This window comes from Akkermansia sp. 54_46 (assembly GCF_001917295.1).
Taxonomy (GTDB): domain Bacteria; phylum Verrucomicrobiota; class Verrucomicrobiia; order Verrucomicrobiales; family Akkermansiaceae; genus Akkermansia; species Akkermansia muciniphila.
The window spans coordinates 1-21,852 of record NZ_MNUD01000003.1 but is presented as its reverse complement, the minus strand read 5'-3'; the positions used below and the strand labels follow the sequence as shown (position 1 = coordinate 21,852).

The following is a 21,852-nucleotide window of genomic DNA, read 5'->3' as shown; positions in this document are numbered from 1 at the left end:
TATCAACTCCGACACATATTGATTTCATGAGAACGACCAGATCCTGGCTTTTATCCTGTACCGCGCTGGCGGTAAGTTCCGCCATGTGCGGCCTGGGAGCACCGGGCGATTCCGCCCCCGCGCCAGCCCCCACAGGGCTGGAATGGGAACAGGAACAAAACCTGCATTTGAATAAGGAAGCTCCAACCGCCTTTTTCGCGTCTTTCAGCGATTTGCAGTCCGCCTTGAAAGTGCTGCCTGAAAACAGTAAATGGCGCAGGTCCCTGAACGGTCAGTGGAAGTTCCACTGGGCGAAGGATCCCCAGAGCCGCCCGGTCGATTTTTACAAGCCGGATTACGACGTAAAGGACTGGAAGGAGATTAAGGTGCCTTCCTCCTGGCAGACTCAGGGTTACGGCACCCCTATTTATTCCAATCAGCCGTATCCCTTTGAACGCTCCTGGCCTTATGTAATGAAGGAGCCTTCCAACAAGAATTATACGTCCTACAAGGAACGGAACCCCGTAGGTTCCTACCGCCGCACTTTTGAAGTGCCTGCGGACTGGGACGGCAGGGAAGTGTACATGCAGTTTGACGGAGTGGATTCCTTCTTCTACCTCTGGATCAACGGGCAGTATGTAGGTTTTTCCAAAGATTCCCGGAATCCGGCCCGTTTTGACATCAGCCCCTACCTTAAGAAGGGGGAGAATGTGGTGGCCGCAGAGGTGTACCGCCATTCCGACGGAGCATATCTGGAATGCCAGGATATGTTCCGCCTGTCCGGCATTTTCCGCAATGTTTCCATCTTTGCGCTGCCGAAAGTTCACATCCGCGACTTTTTCGCACAGGCCAATCCGGTGGACCAGAGGGATTGGGCTTTGAATATTGACCATGCCAAACCGGGGACCGTGGACGGCGATTGGCGCCTTCAGGTGGATGTGGATGTTCGCAATCTGTTTCCGGCAACGGAAAAGCTGGACGGCTGCACGGTTTCCATGGCCCTTTATGACGCTGCCGGAAAACTGGTAGAACCTGTCAAGCCCAAGGATGCGCCATATGACGGCGTGTTGGAAAAGCCCTTGCGCATTACCGGCATGAAGGATTTTAAAACTTCCCTGCTGGGCATTTATTCCAAACCCAGACTATGGTCTGCGGAGGAGCCCAACCTGTACACCCTGGTACTGACGCTGAAGCGTGACGGGAAGACGGAAGAAATGGTTTCCTCCCGCGTGGGTTTCCGCAATGTGGTGATTAAGGACAGCGTGTTCCTGGTAAACGGCCAGCCGGTGAAGGTAAAGGGCGTGAACCGCCATGAAAGCCATCCGGAAACAGGGCATTACGTGACTCCGGAGCAGATGGAGGAAGAAGTGCGGATGATGAAACGCGCCAATATCAACCACGTGCGCTGTTCCCATTATCCCGCGGATCCTTATTTTTATTACCTCTGTGACAAGTACGGCATTTACGTGCAGGATGAGGCCAACATCGAGTCCCACGGCTATTACTATGGCAAGGAGTCCCTTTCCCATCCCATTGAGTGGATGCCGGCCCACGTGGACCGCATCATGGCGATGGTGGAGCGCAACAAGAACCATCCCTGCGTGATTATGTGGTCCCTGGGGAATGAAGCCGGCCCCGGCCAGAATTTCCGCAGTGCGGAAAAGATGGTGAAGGCCAGGGATATGTCCCGCCCCACCCACTACGAACGCAATAATGACATTGTGGACCTGGGGTCCAACCAGTATCCGTCCGTGGACTGGACGCGTTCCATGGCGGGCAACAAGGATTTTCCCAAGCCCTACTATATTTCCGAGTACGCACACAACATGATGAACGCCATGGGCAACCTGGCGGATTACTGGGAGGCCATCGAGTCTTCCGACCGCATTATGGGCGGCGCCATCTGGGACTGGGTGGACCAGGGCTTGTACAAGACCCTGCCGAATGGAGAAAAGATGCTCTGCTACGGCGGCGATTTCAACGACCATCCCAATAGCGGCCAGTTTGTGTTCAACGGCACCATCCTGTCGGATCGTACGCCGGAACCGGGTTATTTTGAAGTCAAGCACGTCTATCAGAATATTTCCACATCTTTGACGGACAACGGCAGGATTTCCATTTTCAACAAGAATTTCTTTACGGACCTTTCTCCATACGACATTACCTGGACCCTCACGGAAAACGGCAATGCAGTGGCTGAAGGCAGGCTGGACACGCCTCCGGCCGGTCCCAGAGAAAAGATTGTGGTTCCCATTCCGGACATTCCCCAGTTGAAAAACCGGAAACCGGGGGTGGAGTATGCCTTGCGCATAAGTTACAAGCTGAAGAAGGACAGGGGGTGGGCCAAGAAGGGATATGAATTGGCCTTTGACCAGCTCCAGCTTCCCGTGCAGGGAGATCTGCCTGTGTTCAAGGCTCCTGCGGGCAAAGTCAGCCTCAGCACGGACAAGCATACCGTTTCCGGCAAGGATTTTTCCGTGCAGTTTGACGCGGCCACCGGGGAACTGGCCCAGTTCACGGTAAACGGCAAGCCTCTGTTTAAAACGCCCATGGCGGTGAACGCCCTGCGCGCCGCCTCCAGCAATGAGCCGGGCGTCATGGCCAAGAGCATGGCTAACGGCCTCCGTGAACTGAAGCATGAACTGCTCAGTTACGAAGCCATTGATAACGGCAATAGCGTCACCGTCAAACAATCCATCAAGGTGAGCGGCAAACAGGCTGAAAACATCAGCGGCTACGGCGATACCAAGACCACCATCACGGCCAGGAAGCAACCCCTGAACGATACGAACACCCATTTCATCAATAATTTGGAATGGACCATCTATGCGGATGGAACTGTCGTCTGCCAGTCCGTACTGCTTCCGCGCGGCAATCCCCTGGAACTGCTGCGCCTGGGATACGAACTCCAGTTGCCGGCGAATATGGACAACGTAGCCTATTACGGGCGCGGGCCGGAAGAAAACTATGCGGACCGCAAGAGCGGCATGCCTCTGGGCGTGTATAAAACGACAGCCTGGGATTCTTTCTTCCCGTACGGCAGACCGCAGGATTGCGGCAACCATGAGGATACCCGCTGGGTGGCCGTTACGGACGACAAGGGGAACGGCCTGCTTTTCGGTTCCGTGGGCGCACCGTTCGCTTTCTCCGCCCTTCCGTATACCACCACGGATTTGATCCTGGCAAACCACCCCGTGGAACTGCCGAAGACGACGGATAAGACCGTGCTGGTTCTCTCTTCCGCCACGCGCGGCCTGGGGGGTGCTTCCTGCGGTCCCGGCCCCATGGGCAGGGACATCATCAAGGCCAACAAGCCCTACCCGATGTCCTTCTTTATGCGGCCCATTACCGCCAAGTCCTACAAGGGGGAAATCCGCGTGCCTGCGGCCCGGCTGGATATGACCATGCTGACCCGCACGGACAAGTATACGGTCAAGAGCGTAACCAGCCAGGAGCAGGGCGAAGCGGACGCCGAATTCGCCATTGACGGTGATCCCGGCACCTTCTGGCACTCTGAATATAATAAAACCGTGACCAAACATCCGCATGTACTGGTCGTGGACCTGGGTAAGGAGCGGGAATTCTCCGGAATCACTTATCTTCCACGTCAGGATGGCGGCAGCAATGGCCGCGTGAAAGATTATTCCGTGGACGTGAGCACGGACGGAGAGAAATGGCAGCCTGCCGCCAAGGGCTCCTTCCCGGACAGTGCTGACCTGCAGGAAGTGAAATTCCAGGCTCCCGTCAAGGCGCGTTATTTCCGTTTTTCCGCCCTTAGTGAGGCGCAGGGGCGGGATTACGCCGCCGTAGCGGAACTGGATATCATTCCCGTTAAGAAATAACTCCTGCGGTTTTTACCGTTTGAACAGGCGCCCCGCCGCTCTTTCCGAGTGCGCGGGGCGTTTTATTTGCCGGGCTCCATGGGTTTTCTGGAGGGAAAATGCAGAAGAAGATGGAGGATGAACAATTGGCAGAACAAAAAACCCTGTACGGAAAATACCCGTACAGGGGTTTGATGAAAAGGGAAGCTTCTATTTCCGTTTACGGCGTACCATCAGGGCCGTCAAACCCAGCAAGCTCATGGTGGCTGTCGCGGGTTCCGGGATCAAAAGCTGGATGGTATTGTTTTGCAGATTGATGTTTCCCAGGATGCATTCGGTGTAGTAGTCAAGCTCGTTTGTTAGAGCCTGCTCCTTGGTCGTAAGCCACAGATCGAACGTCTCGGTGCCGGATATATCTATATTATCGTAATTAAGCAGACTGTCGCTGGATACGTCTTTAAAGACAAAAAGAGCTGTTTCTCCATCCTGTCCCGTCACCATTAGATAAACCGGGGATGTCAGAGAAGAAGAGTAATCTCCGGACAAGTTAAATCTGCCGTCAGCGACGCCGCCATTTTGCTCTTCCGGTATATTTGTCAACGCGCTGGTGAAGTTGTTCTGCATGCTCATCAGATCACTGTATTTCAGTTGATCCTGTGCATACGAATTGCCTTGGAAGTTCCATCGGCTGGTGGTCACATCATAACTCCAAGTACCGCTGCTGAAGGTGCCTAAAATGGCATTGCCTGCATTCAGCGGTTCTCCGAGAGAATTGATTAGGGAATATGCGGAGGAATCGTCATTGCTGATATTGAAACTGTCCGCTAAGGCAATTTCTCCAGAAAAGAGAGCGCAGGCGGTGAAAGCATTGGTGAAAAGGGAGCGATAGAACATGGCTGGTTATTTGTTGGTTTGATGTTTGCTGGACACCGTGATGTAGGAAGGTGTCTTGGAAGATTCGTAGTAGATGGAAAAAACTCCGCTGAAGGGGATATTGGAAACATCCTCTCCATTGTCCTGACGTTTCCAGGAACCGTTGTTGTTGACGACCTTGACCATGGCATTTTTGTCATCTGCGGGAATGTTGATGACGGCGTCATCAGGCAATTGCAAAGCTATTTCAGCCAAAGTCTGGGAAAGGGGCAGGCGAGTGTGAAGAAGGGAATTGAATGTGGGAACGACCAGCTTCTGATTCTTCAGGGATACTTCCCCAATGACCACAGCTGTAACATCGGAACCAGCTTTGCGCGTAATGGTCAGGGGTTCATGGCTGAACACCGGCATATTGCCGATATTTTCCGTAGATCCCCTTCTTCTCCATTCATTTCCAGAATAATAAGCGGCAAGCTTGGTGGTTGCCGAATTAAAGATATTAACCGTGTCTGCAGACATGGCGGAGCCGCTTTTCAGGCCAAACTGGTTGTCTTCTCCAAGAATATCATCCAGAGTGCGCGCCTTGCGCAGGACATATAAATCGGGGGGAGTGCCCTTGCTTACCAGATCAGAAAGAAGGCGGTCATCCACTTTAATGGAATGCTCCGTCCAGCTGGCTCCCGGTTTTTTCCAACCATCCCGGTTTAAGGGAAGAGCTATAACTTCATTGCCGAAGTGAAGAACCAGCACATAGGCGGAGTTTTCATTCATCAGGTCGTTGAAATTAACGTCCGGGTCCGTGATGGTGACTTTATTACCGGAAATAGTAATGTTGCCTTCTTCAAGGGTGTGCTGTACCAAGGCTTCCGGATGCACCCCTAAACCCAGATAACCCGTTGCTTTGGCGTACAGGGTTGTCTGGATATAGCCGCAGGGCGTACTGTAAGCCGTTTCCGCATGCAGGGAGGCGATTGTTGCCGGAAGCAACGCGCATGCGCAGAGAGAGGCTGGCAGACAATGTACCGGATTGATAAACATTAACCCATTAAGAAGAAAGGAAATCGTTTGTCAATTAGGAAAGGGGGAAACATTCCCGTTTTTCATTTGTCAGACTTTTCCCCGGATGGAGGAAGCTTTCAGGTTTGTCCGGGGGATGGCCCCGGGATTTGAAGCGCAGGAAGGGCTGCCGCCGCTTTTTTCAATGCCTCCGGAACAGTAACTTCCAATGGCCGGACACAGGAAAAACAGGACGGAGGCAGGGTGGTAGAGATACGGTGCGGAACCTGGAAGGGGAAAATCATGAAAAAAAGATTTCAGGAATGCTTGGCAGAGGAAGGGGTGGGGAGAGCCTGAAAACAGGGGAGAGGATTTAATAAAATTTTAATGTTTTTTCCGGGTTGTTTTATTTGCGCCCTGAACGTTCTTCCATTAGGTTGATTCCAACATTCAAGCCGGATATCATTCCGATTCCTCTTTTCATGTTTTCAGAAACGCATTCGGACAGCCAGCGGGCGGACAGGATTCTGGCCTCCATCCGGAGGGAGGAAGCCCGTCCCGGCCGCGGCTTGCTGAAAATCTTCTTTGGCATGGCGCCGGGAGTAGGCAAAACATGTGCCATGCTGGAGGCGGCCATTCAGGCGGCGGACAAGGGCGTGCAAGTCATTATCGGCGTGGCGGAATCCCATGGGAGGGAAGATACGATGCGGCTCATTGGCAGGCTGCCGCGCCTTCCCATGAAAAAGATGGTTTACCGGGGAGTGGAAATGGAGGAATTTGATTTGGAGGAGGCATTGCGCGTGAAGCCCCAGCTTATTCTGGTGGATGAACTGGCGCATACCAACGTCCCGGGAATGCGCCACAGGAAACGCTATCAGGACGTGGAGGATTTGCTGGCCGCGGGAATAGACGTTTACACCACGCTGAACGTGCAGCATCTGGAAAGCCGTTCCGATACCGTTCACGACATTACAGCCGCCCCCGTGCAGGAAACCGTGCCGGATTCCGTATTGGCGGAGGCGGATTGCATCCAGCTGGTGGACATTACTCCGGATCAGCTGCGGACGCGCCTTCGGGAGGGGAAAGTGTACAGCGCTCCCCAGGCTTCCGCCGCTCTGGATCATTTTTTCAAGGAGTCCAATTTGACGGCCCTCCGGGAACTGGCCCTGCGCATCGTAGCGGAGAAGGTGGACCATGAACTGACGGAGGTGCGTACCATTTCCGGGGACCGCTCCATCTGGCGCAGCGGGGAACGTCTGATGGTGGCGGTAGGCCCCAGCCCGTTTTCCGCCCGGCTGGTACGCTGGACGCGCCGCATGGCTTATGCCCTGAACGCTCCGTGGATAGCCCTTTCCGTGGATACGGGCGTGCCCTTGCCTCCTGAACAGCAGCAGCGGCTGGACGCCAATCTGGAATTGGCGCGGCGGCTGGGCGCGGAAGTGATCGTGATGCCCGGTTCCGATTTGGCGGAAACGCTGCTCCGCATGGCTTTTTTAAGAAATGTCAGCCAAATTGTGGTGGGCAAACCGCAGGAAAGCTACCTGTGGGGCCTGGTGCGGCCCATATCCCTGGTGGATAAGCTGGTGAAGGGAAGCGACCAGATTGATATTTACGTGGTTCCCGCCGCTTCGGGACCGGGCCGTAACCGTTGGAAGAGCTGGCACCGGAAAACGGAGAAAGATGGCCGGGATTACTGGCTGGCCGCAGGCGTGACAGCGGCCGTCACGGGTGCCGGCCTGCTGGTTTCCGCATTTACCGGTTATTTTGCTCCCGGTTTCCTGTATTTGGCCGGAGTAGTGGGCCTGGGCTTTTTCATCCGTTCCCGCTGGGCCATGCTTTTGGCCGCGGCGCTGAGCGTCCTGTTGTGGAACCTGCTGTTTATTCCCCCGGTGATGACGTTCAAGATAGAGCGGCTGGAGGACGCCTTGATGTGCTTCTTTTTCTTTTTGGTGGCCCTTTCTACGGGACGGCTCACTTCCCGCCTGAGGATCCGCGAGCGGGAAGAACGGGAACGGGAAAAAAAGACCAATGCCCTGTTCCTGTATTCCCGGGCCATTGGATCCGCTTCGGACGTGCCTTCCCTCATTTCCGTCGCGGCGGGACAGATCAGCCAGATTATGGGGGTGCGCCTGGCTGTCATGACGCCGGAAGGAGGCGGCGGTAAGCTGAGGCTTTGGGAGACCGGCGGAGAGTACGCCATGGATGAGAAGGAATGGAGCGTGGCAGTCTGGTGTATGGAACACCGCCGCCCCGCAGGAAGGTTTACGGATACGATCCCGGTAGCAGAAGGGTTTTACCTTCCCATGATGTCCGGGGAGCGTTGCATGGGCGTACTGGGCATAAGGCCAGAGGAAGGGGAGTGCCTGACGGCCGGGCAGAAGGATTTGCTGGAAAGCATGGGAGCGCAGCTGGCCATGGCGCTGGAGCGTGAAGAATTGAGGGCGGAACGGGCGCGTACGCGGCTCATGGAAGAATCGGAAAAACTGCACCGATCCCTGTTGGACAGTGTTTCCCATGAGTTCAAAACGCCTTTGGCCGTGATTGAGGGCGGCTGTGAAAAATTGGCCGGACGTGCCGCGTCCGCACCGGAGGAGCGGGAAGAATACGGGGAAATTTTACTGGCCGCGCGCCGTCTGCGCCGCCTGGTGAAGAATTTGCTGGATGTGAGCCGCCTGGAATCCGGCGCTTTGAAACCCAAACTGGACTGGTGCGATCTGGGGGATGTTATTGAAGGGGCTCTGGCTGCTACCAGGGAAGCACGCCGGAATCATCCCGTGTCTGTTTCCCTGCCGCCGGACTATCCGCTGGTGAAGGCGGATTTTTCCCTGATGGAACAGGTACTGGTCAATCTGCTGTTGAATGCCTGCGTACATACTCCTGAGGGAACCTCTGTTACGTTGCAAGGTGGTGCCGACCCCGTGCGCGGCCAGGTTTGGCTGGATATTCATGACATGGGGCCGGGCATTCCTCCCGAACGGGCGGAAACCATTTTTGAGCGCTTCCGGACGACGCGGCCCGGTGGTTTGGGCCTGGGGCTCCCCATTGTGCGCGGGTTTATGGAAGCTCAGCGCGGTGCCGTCTCCCTGGTTCCCGTTTCCGCCGGAACATGTTTCCGGCTTGTCCTTCCCCTGGTGGAGCACGATAGTGTTCCTGAAGAGTAATTCCTCCTGCCTCATGAGCAACTTTCCTGCAGATATCCTGATAATTGACGATGAACGGCAGATACGCCGTCTTCTGAACCTGACGCTGACCGGCGCAGGCTACCATGTCCGCGAGTGTGAAAACGGGCAGCTTGGCTTGAGTGAGACCGCGCTGAAGCGGCCGGATGCCATTATTCTGGATCTGGGGCTTCCGGACATTAACGGCCTGGAAGTGCTGAAACAGCTTCGGGAGTGGACTCAGGTTCCTATCCTGATTCTAACGGCCTGGGACAGGGAGGATGAAAAGGTGGATGCCTTGGATGCCGGGGCGGATGATTACCTGACCAAGCCGTTCAGCGGCCGTGAATTGCTGGCGCGCCTGCGCGTGATGCTTCGGCGCAATCGTCCGGACCGCGAGCCGTCCGTATTCCGGCTGGGTCCCATTGTCGTGGATCTGAGTTCCCGGCGCGTGGAGAAGGGGAAAGAGGAAATTCATTTAACCTCCAAAGAGTACGGAATTCTGCGCCTGCTTCTGCTCCATCAGGGCAAGGTGATGACCCATCGCCAGCTGCTCCGTGAAATTTGGGGCCCCCAGCATGAGGAGGACACACACTATCTGCGGGTGCACATTGCCCACCTGCGCCAGAAGCTGGGGGATTCCGATCCGGAAAACCGCATTATCCGCGCGGAATCCGGCCTGGGTTACAGAATTGTGGCGGATGGAGCCGAGTAGCCCTTGTCCCGTTTTACTGGGCTGGAAAAAATAGCGGCGCATTATCTGCGGCAGCCGGAAAATATATTTTTTCATAACGGTTGGAGAAGATGACTTAACTTCACGCAGTTCAACATGCTGTGTAGGCTCCAAGACGTATTCAATACGTCTTTATGAAGATCAAGTACAACGCAAGAAACGTAGGAGCCGCAGCCCTGGGCTGCGCCATGATAGCAGGAACCGTCTGCGCAGGAGAGGAAACGGTTTCTCCGTCGATAGCCTCCCTGACAAACATGCAAGAGGCCGCCATACCTTCCACAGACGCGGACTGGGCCTTTTCCTTCTCGGCGGGGTGGTCCAGCAAGTACGTAACGGAAGGTCTGGACTGCCTGCCGGGCAGCGGCATCTGGGAAGTGGCTCCGAGCATTTCTTGGAAGAATCTTACGTTCAGCGCCTGGTATGCCGGAGGAGATTCCGCCAATTACGATGAACTGGACCTGGTTCTGGGTTACGCCTGGAATCTGGGGAAGTGGACTGTCAATCCCTGGTATGAGCACCAATTCTATTTTACGCAGGATTATAATGTGGCCAATCCGGCGCTGACGGTCTCCTATGCCGTAACGGATTGGCTGGCTGTAGGAGCGGAAACCCAGGTGAAAGTGGAACACCAGGATTTTGAAGCCTATTACAGCGCCTTTGTACGGTTGGAGTGGTCCCCCCTGGAAAATGTGACCGTGGTTCCCATGGTCAGGTACGGGTACAACGGCGGTTATAACGTGGACTATGATGACGGCTCCAACTGCATTGACTGGAGCCTGGGTGTGACGTGGAGGTTTGCAGAACATTATACGCTTTCCGGCTCCGTCAATTATTCCCAGGCGGCTACGGTGCTGCGTCACAGGGATGCCGGAGACGAATTCTGGGTGGGATTCCGCCTGGGCGTGGAGTTTTAACGGCGCATCGGCGTTAAAAAACGGGCTTCCGGAGAGGAATTAATAATTTCTTAATGTCCGGAGGCCCTTTGTTAACTACCCGGAATTTCCAGAATACGCGTAGAGTTGCGTTGTGTCCTCACACGACTTGTTAATCATTGTCCTGTTCATAGGCATACTGGTCTCTTTCACCCCGTTTCTCGGAAAATGGCTGGCAAGTGTTTTGATGGGAAGGCAGACATGGCTTTCCCCGGTTCTGGGTCCCGTGGAGCGCTGCGTCTACCATATGGCCGGAGTGGACCCCACCCGCGAAATGGACTGGAAAAAGTATCTGACGGCCGTTCTTTTGTTTAACGCCGCTGGATTCCTCGTCCTTTTTCTTTCCCTGCTGTGCCAGAAATGGCTGCCTCTGAATCCCGCCGGAACGGAAAATATGCGGTGGGATATAGCCTTGAATACGGCCATCAGCTTCGTGACCAACACCAACTGGCAGTTCTATTCAGGGGAAGGGCCGGAAGGCGTCAGTTATTTTGTTCAAATGACCGGGCTGGGCGTGCAAAATTTCGTCAGCGCCGGCACGGGAATTGCCGTCATGTCCGCCCTGATCCGCGGGCTGGAAAGGAGATGCGCTTCTACTCTGGGGAACTTCTGGACGGATCTGACGCGCAGCACGTTGTATTTTTTGGTTCCTGTTTCCACGGTCATTGCTCTTCTGCTGGTCTCCCAGGGTGTGGTGCAGTCCTTTGACGGACCCATTGCCGTGCCGGGCATGGATGGCGTGGAACAGATGATACCCAGTGGCCCGGCGGCATCCCAGATAGCCATCAAACAGCTCGGAACAAACGGCGGCGGCTTTTTCGGGAACAACAGCACACATCCTTTTGAAAACCCCACGCCCTTCAGCAACATGGTTGAAATGATTTCCCTGCTTCTGGCCGGCTGCGCCTGCCCATACGCCTACGGCGTCATGATTGGAAAAAAGAGGCAGGGGTGGATTATCTTCGGAGCCATGATGATTCTGCTTGTGGCGGCCATTGTCTTGTCCCAGTGGGCGGAACATGCGGGAAACCCGCTTTTCCCGGGCATGGAAATGCTGGAAGGCAAGGAAGTGCGCCTGGGCGTTACGAACAGTTCCCTCTGGTCCGTCGCTACGACGGCATCTTCCAACGGGTCCGTGAACTGCATGCATTCCAGCATGTCCCCGCTGGGTGGCGGCATTGCCCTGTTCAATATGTTGCTGGGTGAGGTAATTTTCGGAGGTCTGGGCTGCGGCTTGTACGGCATGCTGATGTTTGCCATGATTACCGTGTTCCTGTGCGGTTTAATGGTGGGGCGAACCCCGGAATTCCTGGGCAAAAAAATGGGAGCCCGGGAAGTGTGCTGCTCCATGGTGGGTGTCCTGCTCCCCGGCATGGCCGTCCTGGTCATGAGCGGGCTGGCCGCCGCTACGGAAGCCGGGCGGGCGTCCATCTGCAATGCCGGCCCCCACGGGCTGACGGAAATCCTGTACTGCTTCGGTTCCCAGGCCGGGAATAATGGAAGCGCCTTTGCTGGTCTGGCTGCAGGGGATACGCCTTTTTATTCCCTGCTGGGCGGTTTGGCGATGCTGCTGGCCCGTTTCGGAACCATTATTTCGGTGATGATGATTGCTGGCAGCATGGCATCCAGGAAAATTTCTCCGCCGGCCCAGGGTACCATGGGGACGGATAACCTGATGTTCATGGTTCTGCTGGTAGCCGTCGTGCTGGTTGTAGGAGCCCTCACCTTCTTCCCGGCCTTGGCTCTGGGACCTATTCTGGAGCATTTGCTCCTGTATTCGGGAACCATGCTTTAAGGCGTATTCGCCGATAATCCGGATGTTTATGATCATGAAGGAGAAAAAGAGTCAATCCTGGTATGACGGAGCCGTGTTGAAAACAGCTTTCCGGAATGCGTTGCGCAAATTTGACCCGCGCGTCCTGTCTAAAAACTTCGTGATGTTTATCACGGCTGCCGGCGCTCTGATGGCAACGATTGCCCTTATCAGGGATTTGGCTGCCGGGCAACCCTTCGGCTTTACTTTGCAAATCGCGCTCTGGCTCTGGTTCACCGTGTTTTTCGCCAACTTTGCGGAAGCGCTGGCGGAGGGCCGGGGAAAGGCGTATGCGGACGCTCTGAAAGAAATGCGCGTTTATGTGAACGCCCGTTTGCTGACGGACAAGGGAACGGAGGAAATCGTCTCCATTTCCGAATTGCGCAAAGGGGACAAAGTGTTGTGCGAGGCCGGGGATATCATCCCCCTGGATGGAGAGGTGATAGAAGGCATCGCTAGCGTGGATGAATCCGCCATTACCGGGGAATCCGCTCCGGTCATCCGTGAGAGCGGGGGGGACCGCAGCGCTGTAACGGGAGGAACCCGTGTAATCAGTGACGGCATTGTTATCCGTATTACCGTGGAACCGGGCCATACGTTCCTGGCCCGCATGATTTCCATGGTGGAGGGGGCCAGCCGGCAGAAAACGCCCAATGAAACCGCTCTAGGTATCTTGCTGGTGGCGCTGACCATTGTTTTTCTTGCCGTGGTTCTTTCCCTTCCCGCCATGGCCGGATACATTGAGGATTCTGCCCGGGCGCTTGGCTTCAGGGCGGAGGGCCGTATTTCCCTGCCCATCTTGGTCTCTCTTCTGGCATGCCTGATTCCGACGACGATCGGCGGATTATTAAGTGCCGTTGGTATCAGCGGCATTGACCGGCTTGTGCGCCGGAATGTGCTGGCTGTGTCCGGGCGCGCCGTGGAAGTAGCCGGGGACATTGATGTGCTGATGCTGGATAAAACCGGAACCATCACCTTCGGCAATCGAATGGCGAACGAATTCCTGCCTGCACCCGGGGTGGATGACCTGCAGCTGGCGGAAGCCGCCCAGCTTGCTTCCCTGTCCGATGAAACGCCGGAAGGCCGCAGCATCGTGGTGCTGGCTAAAAAACAGTTTGGAATCCGGGGCCGCCATATGGACGCGGACCATATTGTTTTTATCCCGTTTTCCGCTTCCACCCGCATGAGTGGCGTGGATATTGCGGAGCACGACGGCCGTCCGGCCGTTTCCATCCGGAAGAGCGGCGGAAAGCGTGGCGCAGTGGGTGAAAATCCGGGGCGGAACTTTCCCGCAAGAGGTGGAAATGATGGTGCAGAATGTCGCGCGTGTCGGCGGTACGCCGCTGGTAGTGGCCCGGGGAAAAGACGTGCTGGGGGTCATTTATCTGAAAGACATCGTCAAGGGCGGCATCAGGGAACGCTTTGCCCGGCTCCGGGCCATGGGCATCCGGACTGTCATGGTGACAGGGGACAATGCCCTGACTGCCGCATCCATTGCGGCGGAAGCCGGCGTGGATGACTTCATGGCAGAAGCTACGCCTGAGATGAAGCTGGCGCGCATTCGTGAGGAACAGGCTGCCGGCCGCCTGGTGGCCATGACCGGGGATGGAACTAATGACGCTCCCGCCCTGGCCCAGGCCGATGTGGGTGTGGCGATGAACACCGGAACGCAGGCCGCCCGGGAGGCGGGCAACATGGTGGACCTGGACAGCAATCCGACCAAGCTGATTGAAATCGTAGAAATCGGCAAGCAAATGCTGATTACCCGCGGCGCGCTGACCACCTTTTCCTTCGCCAATGACGTAGCCAAATACTTTGCCATCATTCCCGCCATGTTTGCCGGCCTCTTTGTGGCTGACGGCATGGCCAGTGGACCTCTTTCCGCCCTGAACATAATGGGCCTGAATTCCCCGCAAAGCGCCATTCTCAGCACTGTGATTTTTAATGCCCTGGTCATCGTAGCGCTGATTCCTCTGGCCTTGAAAGGGGTTTCCTACCGTCCGGCGGGAGCGGCCTCCCTGCTGAAGCGCAATATCCTCATTTACGGGGTGGGCGGCCTGATTGCTCCTTTCATGGGCATCAAGCTTATTGATATGGTCATCAATGCATGGCGCCTTGTTTGAAAATCCAATCCTAACCTGCTGAATTATCATGAAGTGGACATTTCCCAATCTGCGCCTGTTTCTGTCTCTGGCCGTCATTACCGGAGGCATTTACCCTTTGGTCGTTACGCTGGTCAGCCTGATTTTTTTCCCTCATCAGGCTCATGGTTCCCTAATCCGGAATGAACGGGGGGAAATTATCGCTTCGGAGCTTGTCGCACAGCCTTTTATCTCCGCCAAATATTTCTGGCCCCGGCCCTCTGCCGGAGAATACGCTACCATGCCTTCCGGAGCCAGCAACCTCTCCTGGACTTCCGGGAAGCTGGTCAGGACGGTGGCGGAGCGCAGGGCGGCTCTGCTGAAAGCCCACAGTCTGCCGGAGAAAACGCCTGTCCCTGCGGACATGCTTTTTGCTTCCGGCAGCGGTTTGGAGCCTTTTATCTCTCCGGAAGCGGCGGAATTTCAATTGAACCGTGTTGCCTCCACGCGCGGAGTGCCTCCGGAAAAAATCCGGAAACTGGTGTCTGAACACTTCGTCCGGGGCGGAATTTTGGGGGAAAACGTAGTCAACGTGATGACCCTGAACGCTGCGCTGGATACATTGTTCCCGATGAGCGGGATGTAATTGACCGCCCCGGTTCGGAAAATATCCTGGCGGAAAAATCGTCCGGCATCAGCCGGTGCCTTGGTTCCGCGTCTTTCTCCGGTTACCGGGGCGGTTTTCTTATTGGATTTTTGTCAGTTTGGCCTAATTTGTTGAAAAACAGAGACAATAAATTGGCCGGCGTGCGGTATGCTGCCGGATAATCCTTTCAGAATGCAGCAATAGGGGGGGCGACATCCTCTCGTTAGTTTTATTAGGCTGATATGAAGTTTCTTCAGCCCCAAATGCGGCTGTTTACAAATAGTCCTCCCTTGGCGGTGTGAACACATCGACAACCTCTCCGCTTCCCATCACCTCAAAGGAACGAGGCGTATTGTCCGGTATGGCGTAGCTGTCCCCTGCATGAAGCAACACTTCAATATTCTTCTCCGGCATTTCCATGTTCAGGCGGTATTTGCCTGAAATGACGTACCCGCATTGTTCATGCGGATGTTGGTGGGTAGAGGCGAAGTTGCCTTTCACATAGTACATCTTTGCTGCCATTGATTTCTCTCCGACAGCGAGCGAATCCAGTGAAACGCCCTTGAACACTTTCTTCGATGCGTCTTCCTTGCGAACGATGACTTTATTATTTTTTATGATTTCCATATCAATACGTTATCTTCAGTTCCATCTGGATGTTTCCGCGTTCGTATGCCGGGTGATTTTCCGCAAGTTCCTTGAATCCCAGCTTTTTATATGTGTGTATGGCGGGTTTGAGCAGGGTGTTGCTTTCAAGAAAAAGAATTTTCGCCTTCATGTCCTTTGCTTTGTCTATAGCTGCATGGCAAAGTATTTCCCCGATGCCTTTGCCCTGCGCATGAGGGTGAACGGCAAGTTTCGCCAGTTCATAATCATATACCGGGTCATCCATTTTGCAGAGGGCACAAACTCCGACGGGCTTTCCCCTGTAAAGGGCTACAAAGATAAAGCCTCCTTTGTTGATAATATATTCCTGCGGATGATCAAGATAGTCCAGATCGTGCGGTTCTATCTTCCAATGTTGCGTAATCCACTGTACGTTAAGTGATTTAAACGTATTCTTGTAACACGGTTCGTAAGGAATTACCCTGATATGCTCCCTTTCCCTCATTTTCCGGGCTTCTTTGACCCGTTGCAGCAGGCTCTTCTCAGCGAGCCGGTCTTCCCATTCGCCGATAGCTCTCCACAAATCATGGCGCGTTTCCTTGGAAATATCCTCTACGGCGACCTCCACGTCTTTGCAGAGCTCTGTCAGCATGGCGGCAACCCTTTTCCCATGTGGAGACAGGGCGATGACGGTGCGTCTCTTGTCCTTCTGGTCTTCAAGGCCTTTCACCAATCCTCTTGCCGTCATTTCTCCAACGATATTGCTCACGGATGGATGACTGTGCCCTATTTCCTTAGCTATGCCCGTTATTGTTTTCTCTTTCCCGCCGGCTAAAACGAAAAGCAGGGGAAACCACTTTGGCTTTATGTCAATGCCGTATAATTCATAAATTTGACTTGCATCAGACGTCACAGCATCCGTCAGCATGCGCAGCCTGCTTCCAATGGCTATTTTACCTGTCCTATTGAAAAAATCCATATCTTTCCGTTATTAAATACGTAACTGATTACGTAACTAATATGCCATTATCATGCGAGCAAGCATTTTTTCACATTTTAGTCTTCTTGCAGGTGGGGAATATCGCTGTATCCATCAATGGAATGGAAAAATCCGTCTCCTGTCAGTCGGGTAGGCTGCGAACGTGGTATTTGGCATTGCCGCCCTTGCCCACGCGATTATTTTGGAGCATGGGCAAGGGCTGTTCCTGCGTTTCTATCCGGTACGGGGCTGCCGTTCTTTCCGGAAATATTTTCCTTGGCGTTCAGGATTTACACTATTGCCGGGATACCGGATGCGCCAGCTCCATGAGAAAGCGGGACAGGATTTCCTTGTCAGGGCGGACTCTCCAATAATCCGTTGAGCGTGCAAGTGATATTGCGGGGAATCCGGAGGGGCAAAAAATTTTTAGATAACAGGAAAAATCCTGTTTTTCCATTCAACGGTTGGAGTTATTCTTATGTCTAAAATACCAACATACCATGCTTAACAATCTAACAACAAAATTTCAGGAAGCGCTGATGCAGGCGCAGCAAACTGCAGGCCGGCTTGGAAAACCGGAAATTTCTTCTCTGGACGTTCTGGTGGCGTTACTGGAGCAGGAAGGCGGAATTCTTTCCCCTATTCTCCGCAAAGCCTCTTGCGATCCGGGGCTGCTTCTCCAGGCAGCCCAAAGGGAGGTTTCCCACGAACCTACTCAAAGCGGCGCCACCACCCAGCCGCAGATGGGGCGTGACCTGGCTACCGTCATGCAGGCTGCGGAAGAGGAACGCAAAAAGCTCAAAGACGACTACCTCAGCGTGGAACACTTCATGCTTGGGGCGTTGGACACGCAAAACAAAGTGCACCAGTTGACGGACACCTTTGGGCTGACCAAGGATAACTATCTGGCCGCCATGAAGGAAGTGCGCGGCAACCAGCGCGTGACGGACGACAACCCGGAAGGCAAATACCAGACGCTGGAAAAATATGGGACGGACCTGACGGCCCGCGCCCGCGCCGGTAAAATTGACCCCGTCATCGGCCGTGATACGGAAATCCGCCGCGTTTTGCAGATTCTTTCCCGCAGGACGAAAAACAATCCCGTCCTGATCGGGGAGCCCGGCGTTGGCAAAACCGCCATTGCGGAAGGTCTGGCGCGGCGCATTGTCAACGGCGACGTGCCGGAAAGCATGCGCAACAAGCGCATTGTATCCCTCAACATCGGCTCCATGCTTGCCGGAGCCAAATATCGCGGTGAATTTGAAGAACGCTTGAAATCCTTCCTTAAGGAAGTAACGGATTCCAACGGTGAAATCATTCTGTTTATCGATGAACTGCACACCATCGTAGGCGCGGGCGCCAGTGAAGGGGCGGTGGATGCCTCCAACCTGCTCAAGCCCGCCCTGGCCCGCGGGGAACTGCGGACCATCGGCGCGACGACACTGGACGAATACCGCAAATACATTGAAAAAGATGCGGCTCTGGAACGTCGGTTTCAGCCCGTCATGGTCTCCGAACCCAGCGTGGAAGATACCATCGCCATCCTGCGCGGCTTGAAAGAACGCTATGAAGTCCACCATGGAGTGCGTATTACGGACGCTGCCATCGTAGCGGCGGCCACCCTTTCCGACCGTTATATTTCCGACCGTTTTCTGCCTGACAAGGCAGTAGACCTGGTGGATGAAGCGGCAGCCCGCCTCAAAATTGAGCTGGACTCCATGCCCACGGAAATTGACCAGATTGAACGTGAGGCCATGCAGCTTGAAATGGAACGGCAGGCGCTGGCGAAGGAAGAAGACGCCGACAGCAAGGCCCGTTTGGAAAAAATCACCAAGGACCTGGCCGACCTGAAGGAAAAATCCGGTTCCATGATTGCCAAATGGAAAAGCGAAAAGGAAGTGCTGGACGCCGTCCGCAGGGAACAGGAAAAAATAGAAGCCCTCAAGCTGGAAAGCGAAAGGGCCAAACGTATGGGTGACCTGACCCGCGCGTCGGAAATCACCTATGGCGAACTTCCGGAAGCCCAGCGCGCCCTGACGGAAGGCAAGGAAAAGCTCAGTAAAATGCAGAAAGAAGATGGAGGGCTGCTGAAGGAGGAAGTCACGGAAGGAGACATTGCCAAAGTGGTTGCCACCTGGACCGGCATTCCCGCCGCCCGTCTGCAGGAAGGGGAGCGTGCCAAGCTGGTGCACATGGAAGAGCGTCTGGGCGCCCGCGTAATCGGGCAGAAACAGGCCGTTAAGGCCGTATCCGACGCCGTGAGACGCGCCCGCGCCGGGCTGCAGGATGAAAACAGGCCCATCGGCTCTTTCCTGTTCCTGGGACCCACCGGCGTGGGCAAGACGGAACTCAGCAAGGCGCTGGCGGAATTCCTCTTTGACAGTGAGAACGCCATCGTTCGCATTGACATGTCCGAATACATGGAAAAACATTCCGTCGCGCGCCTCATCGGGGCGCCTCCCGGATACGTGGGGTATGAAGAAGGCGGTCAGCTCTCTGAAGCCGTGCGCCGTCGTCCGTACTGCGTGGTTCTCTTCGATGAAATTGAAAAGGCCCACCCGGACGTCTTCAACGTATTGCTCCAGGTGCTGGACGACGGCCGCATTACGGACGGCCAGGGTCGTACGGTTGACTTCCGCAACACGGTCATCATCATGACCTCCAACATCGGCAGCCAGTACATCCTCAATGAAGCCAATGCGGAACAGAGGGAAGCCAAGGCCCTGGAAGCGTTGCGCGGTCACTTCCGTCCGGAATTCCTGAACCGCATTGATGAAATCATCATCTTTGACCGGCTCACGGCGCAGGAACTCAAGGGCATTGTGGACATTCAGCTTCAGCGTGTCCGCAGGCGCCTGGAAGCCAAGGGCCTGTTTTTGCGCATGACTCCGGAAGCTACGGCTCTGGTGGCGGATCATGGTTTTGATCCTGTGTATGGAGCCCGTCCTCTCAAACGGGCCATTCAGCATGATCTTCTGGACCCGCTCAGCCTCAAGCTTCTGGAAGGAGACTTCCCGGAAGGAACGGAAATCGTGGTACGGGAAAAAGACGGCAAACTGGACTTCACCAAGGAGAAAAGATAATTGCATTTCTCGGCATGTTGCCGGAAAAACAATGAAGGGCGTCCCCTGAGAGGGCCGCCCTTCTGATATAAAGATTCCCGCTTCCGGGAGCTGAAGAAAATCTGCTGCGCGGTTAAATCTGGGACAGAGCGTCGTCAGCAACGGCGGCGGCGCAAAGCGAGTGCGGCCAGCCCTAGGAGGGAAAGCGTAGCGGTAGCGGGTTCCGGAACCATGTTCCAGCCCATGGAACGCATTAATCCCACTTCTCCATCCGTCAGGGTGCGATGATAGGTATCCGGTGAGATGGAATACTGCATAAGGGCGTCTGGATCGCTCGTGCTGTCAATGTGGGCCATGCTGGACCCTTCCGACCATGTGGTGGGGTTATAGACAGTAAGCCCCGTATCGCCCAGAGACAAAGTTTCCCCTAGGGTAAATGCCGTATTCCCATTTCCGGCTTTTTCTACGATGGACTGGCCTTCTTGGTTGGTTAACAGGGAATCATACTTGGTGTACAGCATGGTGCTGTAGGTTGTGGAAGCGCTTCCGGATTGGACTCTTTGGAAAGTGCCTGTCTGCGTCGCCAGGGAAAGAAAACCAACGGCATGCCCCACTTCATGGGTCAGGATGCTTTGAAAATCATATTTTCCCGTATGCTCCGCCAATAAGGCGGCCCCATAATAAAGGGAAGCCAAATGAGAGGTATTGCACTGGATGTAAATATCATAGCCTGAGGTAGTCCTTGTGCTTCCATCGCGCCATACGGCCTCGGCCATGGTGGAAACCTGTTGTGGCTTGTTTGACAGGTAGTAGTAATAAGGGGAATAAGCGGAGGCTAGGGTGGAGGAATCGGCTCCGTCGTACCAGGTGAGGCCTACGTTAAGCGTTCTTCCCGGGGTGGAATTAATCAGGGTATTCCATGTGTTCAACGCCCGTATGGCGGAATCTATCTGATCACTGGTCTAGGTATGAGTACTTGAAGAATCAAAAAATCCCTTCTCCCCGGAATCTAGGAAGGTGCATGAAAAAGTGGAGCCTATATTAACTGTCTGTACAGCAGATGAGAAAAAAGTGCTTCCCAAGCAGAAAACAGTGCAGAGAATGCCAATTTGGAATGAACTTTTCATAGATAAAAAATAATAAACCCTTGAATAGCAAAAAAATCCTTTCTGTTCAAGTGAAAATAAATCAAGTCTGCTTCTTTTTCAGGGAAGACGGGTCAGACACCCCTTCTTTTTTCTGGCTCTTGTTGCATAACAACAAAAAATGCTGAAAATACCGGCAGGGGCCCTCCTGGTAAGGACAGTTTCCTTGTAAAAAATGTAACGGCGCAAGATAGTTGCGATATGCGGGACAGGTTGTTGCGATATCCTGAAAACGGGTGAATTCGCGTGACTTTTACCCCCGAATTTGCTATAAAAAACTCACCGGAAGGAAGGTTGATCCGTACCTTGAACCGGGGCTATTGCTGCCGCTGCCATCAGCTTTATTTTGGCGTTGCAAAGGGAGTGCATAATTTCCGCCCTGCGCTCGCGCGGCACTCCATAAGGCCGGGGATTGCCTGTCGTCACCATCCGGAACATCCGGGCGTATAAATCAGGGGGAGCCTCGGCGCTGTGCCAGCACCGGCAGGACCAGCGGGAATTCTCCGAAATACCGATCGTTCCGGAATCTTTTTGTTTACCATTCCCGGGTGTCCTCCGGTTCGGTCGGCATCTTTCCCTCAAAACCATTATTTTCGGCTTGGCTTTGGCCTCGTAATATTGACAGCCCCTCCGAAGAGGGGCGATTTCATATCGCAACAACCTGTCCCGTTTCAGGCAGTTTCATGTTCCTTCATCACAATTACCCGTCTCTTCTTTCCATCGCTGTAATTTCCCGCCATTGCTAGCTTTCACCCTATTTCAACTATACTGTCCCTTTTCAAAAAGGGGAAGAGCGAGGGGAAAAAGGGAAGCGTTCAAAAAAAGACGCGCCAGGATGGGGGATTATGACAAAAGAGCATCTCATTGATTAGGTGTGTATTAAGGGTGATTGCAGTGGGTATGGCCTGAATAAGGATCGGGAAAAAATGAAAAAACATCTCGAAAAAAATTGACAAAAAGGTGTGGGATGATAGATTTCTCGGCACGCCAACACGGCGACGGGATGAAAAGCCCGGCGGCGGACGGAC

The 21,852-nt window shown here is 54.4% G+C and carries 13 protein-coding genes and 1 pseudogene; 8 read left to right on the top strand and 6 right to left on the bottom strand.

Annotation, left to right across the window (positions count from 1 at the left end; genetic code table 11):
* Nucleotides 1-26: 26 nt before the first annotated feature.
* Complete coding sequence (locus tag BHW66_RS01740; protein ID WP_102758823.1) at nt 27-3,821, top strand: glycoside hydrolase family 2 TIM barrel-domain containing protein; 3,795 nt, start codon at nt 27-29, stop codon at nt 3,819-3,821.
* A 189-nt stretch (nt 3,822-4,010) separates the two neighbouring features.
* Here the strand turns inward: BHW66_RS01740 and BHW66_RS01735 are convergent, their stop codons facing one another.
* Nucleotides 4,011-4,694 carry a PEP-CTERM sorting domain-containing protein gene (locus BHW66_RS01735; RefSeq protein WP_012419873.1) on the bottom strand — a complete coding sequence of 228 codons (684 nt, stop codon included), beginning with the start codon at nt 4,692-4,694 and terminating at the stop codon, nt 4,011-4,013.
* A 6-nt stretch (nt 4,695-4,700) separates the two neighbouring features.
* Nucleotides 4,701-5,660 carry a hypothetical protein gene (locus BHW66_RS01730; protein ID WP_046437400.1) on the bottom strand — a complete coding sequence of 320 codons (960 nt, stop codon included), beginning with the start codon at nt 5,658-5,660 and terminating at the stop codon, nt 4,701-4,703.
* A gap of 491 nt (nt 5,661-6,151) precedes the next feature.
* Here BHW66_RS01730 and BHW66_RS01725 point away from each other — a divergent pair, with 491 nt between their 5' ends.
* The 6 genes and pseudogenes from BHW66_RS01725 to kdpC all read left to right on the top strand — a co-directional run bounded on the left by BHW66_RS01725 (nt 6,152) and on the right by kdpC (nt 15,032).
* Nucleotides 6,152-8,830 carry a sensor histidine kinase KdpD gene (locus tag BHW66_RS01725; protein WP_146023961.1) on the top strand — a complete coding sequence of 893 codons (2,679 nt, stop codon included), beginning with the start codon at nt 6,152-6,154 and terminating at the stop codon, nt 8,828-8,830.
* Nucleotides 8,831-8,843: 13 nt separating this feature from the next.
* Entirely contained in the window at nt 8,844-9,542 is a 699-nt protein-coding gene (locus BHW66_RS01720; RefSeq protein ID WP_012419876.1) for a response regulator, read from the top strand.
* Nucleotides 9,543-9,694: 152 nt separating this feature from the next.
* A complete protein-coding gene (locus tag BHW66_RS01715; protein WP_046437402.1) occupies nt 9,695-10,474 on the top strand; it encodes a TonB-dependent receptor in 780 nt (259 codons plus the stop codon).
* A 112-nt stretch (nt 10,475-10,586) separates the two neighbouring features.
* Nucleotides 10,587-12,287 carry a potassium-transporting ATPase subunit KdpA gene (gene kdpA, locus BHW66_RS01710; RefSeq protein WP_046437404.1) on the top strand — a complete coding sequence of 567 codons (1,701 nt, stop codon included), beginning with the start codon at nt 10,587-10,589 and terminating at the stop codon, nt 12,285-12,287.
* A 34-nt stretch (nt 12,288-12,321) separates the two neighbouring features.
* Nucleotides 12,322-14,428 (top strand): annotated as a pseudogene (kdpB, locus tag BHW66_RS12770) (potassium-transporting ATPase subunit KdpB).
* A 28-nt stretch (nt 14,429-14,456) separates the two neighbouring features.
* Nucleotides 14,457-15,032 (top strand): potassium-transporting ATPase subunit KdpC, encoded by a 576-nt coding sequence (gene kdpC / locus BHW66_RS01695; RefSeq protein WP_022198181.1) that lies wholly within the window; start codon nt 14,457-14,459, stop codon nt 15,030-15,032.
* Nucleotides 15,033-15,305: 273 nt separating this feature from the next.
* Here kdpC and BHW66_RS01690 read toward each other — a convergent pair whose 3' ends face one another.
* Nucleotides 15,306-15,659 carry a cupin domain-containing protein gene (locus tag BHW66_RS01690; protein WP_022198182.1) on the bottom strand — a complete coding sequence of 118 codons (354 nt, stop codon included), beginning with the start codon at nt 15,657-15,659 and terminating at the stop codon, nt 15,306-15,308.
* 1 nt (nt 15,660) lies between these two features.
* Entirely contained in the window at nt 15,661-16,617 is a 957-nt protein-coding gene (locus BHW66_RS01685; RefSeq protein WP_022198183.1) for a bifunctional helix-turn-helix transcriptional regulator/GNAT family N-acetyltransferase, read from the bottom strand.
* A 500-nt stretch (nt 16,618-17,117) separates the two neighbouring features.
* Between BHW66_RS01685 and clpB the strand changes: the two genes are divergently transcribed.
* Complete coding sequence (gene clpB / locus BHW66_RS01680; protein ID WP_046437406.1) at nt 17,118-19,700, top strand: ATP-dependent chaperone ClpB; 2,583 nt, start codon at nt 17,118-17,120, stop codon at nt 19,698-19,700.
* A gap of 134 nt (nt 19,701-19,834) precedes the next feature.
* Here the strand turns inward: clpB and BHW66_RS01675 are convergent, their stop codons facing one another.
* Nucleotides 19,835-20,608 (bottom strand): PEP-CTERM sorting domain-containing protein, encoded by a 774-nt coding sequence (locus BHW66_RS01675; protein ID WP_102758821.1) that lies wholly within the window; start codon nt 20,606-20,608, stop codon nt 19,835-19,837.
* Nucleotides 20,609-21,639: 1,031 nt separating this feature from the next.
* On the bottom strand, nt 21,640-21,852 hold a 213-nt coding region (locus BHW66_RS01670; protein WP_286688829.1), incomplete at its 5' end, for a hypothetical protein.